The following is a 3,511-nucleotide window of genomic DNA, read 5'->3' as shown; positions in this document are numbered from 1 at the left end:
GTACCGGTTGTTCTTGACAGCATCGCCGTGACGACGCCGCCGGTGAAAACGACGTACACCGAAGGTGAGTCGTTCAGCAGCATGGGTATGGTGGTGACGGCGACGTATTCTGACAGTACAACAGCGCCGGTGACGGGTTATACCTACAGCCCGACGGGCGCTCTGACGACGGCTGATACGAGCATTACCGTGAGCTATGAAGAAGGCGGCGTGACCAAGACAGCGACGACGCCCATTACAGTGAACGCGGTACCGGTTGTACTGGACAGCATTGCTGTGACGACGGCACCGACCAAGACGACATATACAGAAGGCGAAAGCTTTGAGACCGCCGGTATGGTTGTGACAGCGACGTATTCTGACAGCACGACAGCGCCGGTAACGGGCTATACCTACAGCCCAACGGGAGCGTTGAGTACGTCGGATACTGAAATTGTAATCACATATGCAGAAGATGATGGGCTTACTAGGACGCTGATCACCAGAACGACGACAATACCGATCACGGTAAGTGCGCTGCCTGTAATGCTTGACAGCATTGAAATTACGTCAGCACCGATGAGGACAGAATATATGGTAGGGGATACCATCGATCTTGCAGGCATCGAAGTGACGGCGCATTATACCAATGGCGGCATGGACAGAGTGTTAAGTGATGGTGAGTATACGGCCGACCCGGTGGATATGAGTACGCCGGGAACAAAGGATGTGGTCATCAGGCATATGGCGGACGGGATAGAAAAAACATACAGCTTCACGATCACTGTGAGCGAAGCGTTGACGCCTGAGCCAACGCCGACACCTGAACCAACGCCCGCGCCGACACCCGAGCCGGAAGCAACACAGACGCCGGAAGCCGGTGTGGCAGCGACTGGCAGCGATGATGATACCGGTGCAACAAGCGACGAGATTCCTAAAACAGGGGTAGAGGACATCAGGCCTGCAATGAGCATTTTGTTTATGATGGCAGCGGTGATGATCTTTATACTTCTGGCCAAAGTGGTAGAGCGGGACGGAAAATATCTGAGAAAGTAATGGGAAACAGAAGGAAAAATGGCGAAGCATAGTAAAAAAACAAAAAAAGGAGCATGGATATGGATCGGGATCGTGGCGTGTATCTGTGTGATGATCTATGCGGGATTCCAGATATATTCAGAGACCGAGGAAGACAATATGGGAAACGGCGCCTATCTTTCCTTAAAAGAGACGATCACAAGCATCGAACCTGCAGGAGCGAGCGCTGGCAGCACGGCAACAACCGGGCAACGGGTCGATATTCCTGCATTGAAGAAGATCAGCGGCGATGCCGTGGGCTGGATCTATGCGGAGGGGACGCCGATCGATTATCCTGTCATGCAGGGTGAGGACAATTCGTTTTATCTGAACCACCTGTATGACGGGACAAAAAACAGGCTTGGATCGATCTTTTTGGATTATCGCAACGCGCAGGATTTCTCGGATCAGAATTCGATCCTTTACGGGCATCACATGAAAAGCGGGAAGATGTTCGCGGCGCTGGAGAAATACAAGGAGCAATCGTACTACGACGGACACCCGTCCCTCACGCTTGATACACAAAACGGTTCGTACCGGGTAGAGCTGTTGGCGGGATATGTGGTGGATGGATCGGTCAACGATCTGCAACTTAACTTTGGAAACGGAGAGGAGTTTCTCTCCTTTGTGGAAACGGTCAAGGGAAAATCTACGTTTCGATCGGATGTGGCGGTACAGGGGACAGACAGGATCGTGACAATGGTCACATGTACGTATGATTTTCAAAATGCAAGATATGCGTTGATCGGAAAACTGGTAAGTATATAGACGGCGACAGAAAAAGCGTTAAGGCTGTGACAGACCGTCGGGATGTGTTTATAATAAAGGATATAGATATGAATTATAATCTGAAAGAACGAGGAAAAATGAAGAAAAGGATATTGTACATTTGCGTTGCAGTGGTCACGCTTCTTGCGATGAGCATATCTGCCTTTGCACAGGAGCTTCCGCCGGAACCGCAGGCATCGGAAGAACCGGCTGTCTCCCAGACACAGGATGCGGCAGAGCCCACAGAAGAAGCAACGCCGGAGCCACAGGAGTCGACAGCCCCTGCGCCGGAACCGTCAGCCGAACCGCAGCCTTCGGCAGCGCCGGAGTCTTCGACGCCGCCTGTACCGGAGGAGCCGGCAGCGCCTGTTGTAACAGAAGAACCAGCGGCAGAGACACCAAACGCACCACAGGAAGCTGTAAATGTGCCGGAGCCCTCAGAAGCGCCGGAGAAGATTTATGACGCGCCCGCGATCTTTTTAAAGGGAATCGTGGCAAAAGGCAATGATGATACGCTGCAGCTGACCGAAGAACAGCTTGAAGATATTGAAAGAGCGCTTCAGGAAAATCTTTCGCCTTATCGCAAGGAAGTCGTGATGCAGGCGTACTCCCTTGTGGGTAAGGTCAATTATTTCTGGGGTGGCAAGAGCACGGAAACGGGCTGGGATATTCGATGGGGCAATGAAGCGATCGTGGGAAGCGCGGGCAGCGAGCAAATGGGCAAAACGCGCGCATATGGCCTCGACTGCAGCGGATATGTGTTGTGGAGCTTTGTCAATGCGGAGGAAAGCCTGACGGCTCGTGGCGAGATCGAAACCATGACCAAGGCTGAGGTAGTCAACCGCACCGGATATGGAACGGCGGGGCAGTGGGAGCTTTCGAAAGAAATTTCGTGGGAGCAGGCACAGCCGGGTGATCTTGCGTTTTACGGAGCGCCGTCGCAGACGCCGCGCAACCATGTCGGGATCGTTGTGGGGACAAACGAAGAAGGACAGCTTTTGGTTGCGCATTGTTCCTCCACAAATAATAATGTAGTGGTCTCGGAAGCAAAACAAGCGGGTTTTCAGTATATACGTGAACTTAAATTTACAGAAGCGCGCGAAGCGGGGCTTCTGGCAGAGCAAGAGATCGTTGTAGCGGAAAACGGGATGCCAATGTTCCTGACACAAGAGCAGGCCTATCAGGGTGCAGTCGGCAATGGCTGGAACATGAATGAATAACGATAAAAATATCGCTTGGAGGATATCATTGATATGAAAACAAAAAAAATAGTGATCGTAGCAGCGCTGGTGGGCATTATGCTGGTTCTGGCAACAGCATGCGTATCGAAAACGGCTGAGAAGGTCAAGGTTGGAAACGAAGAAGTTGCGACGTTGTACTCTGTTGTTGGGGAAAGGGCAATCACGGGATCTTCCACCAGTACGGGGACGGACGGATCGAAAACGGAGCTTACCTATGGCGGCGGCGCGGTATCGATCGACGATGTGAACGGCTATATCTCTAAGCTTGTCAACGAGGACGGTTTTTTGATCACGCAGCAGGCGCAAAACGATGGGGAAGGACAAACTTACCAGCTTGGAAAACAGGCGGGTGAGGCCGGAAAAATAATTCTGATCGACTTCTATTTTGCGGATGGCGGAGATACTGTCATCACTTATACCCTGACAAGCGGTGAGGTTTCGCCGGTTTA

4 protein-coding genes are annotated in these 3,511 nt (G+C 52.0%); all 4 read left to right on the top strand.

Translation table 11 applies throughout. The features are described from left to right. A partial coding sequence (locus tag VB081_RS13525) for a bacterial Ig-like domain-containing protein (RefSeq protein WP_323401305.1) occupies window positions 1-1,035 on the top strand: 1,035 nt, incomplete at its 5' end. Between the two features lie 18 nt (window positions 1,036-1,053). After that, window positions 1,054-1,821: a class B sortase gene (gene srtB, locus VB081_RS13520; protein ID WP_323401304.1), complete on the top strand. Its 768-nt coding sequence runs from the start codon at window positions 1,054-1,056 to the stop codon at window positions 1,819-1,821. A gap of 68 nt (window positions 1,822-1,889) precedes the next feature. After that, a complete protein-coding gene (locus VB081_RS13515; protein ID WP_323401303.1) occupies window positions 1,890-3,041 on the top strand; it encodes an NlpC/P60 family protein in 1,152 nt (383 codons plus the stop codon). Window positions 3,042-3,074: 33 nt separating this feature from the next. Beyond that, window positions 3,075-3,511: hypothetical protein (locus VB081_RS13510; RefSeq protein WP_323401302.1), on the top strand; the 437-nt coding region annotated here is incomplete at its 3' end.

This window comes from Christensenella sp., from assembly GCF_034927525.1.
Taxonomy (GTDB): Bacteria; Bacillota; Clostridia; order Christensenellales; family Christensenellaceae; genus Christensenella.
This window is presented reverse-complemented; position numbering and strand designations above follow the sequence as displayed.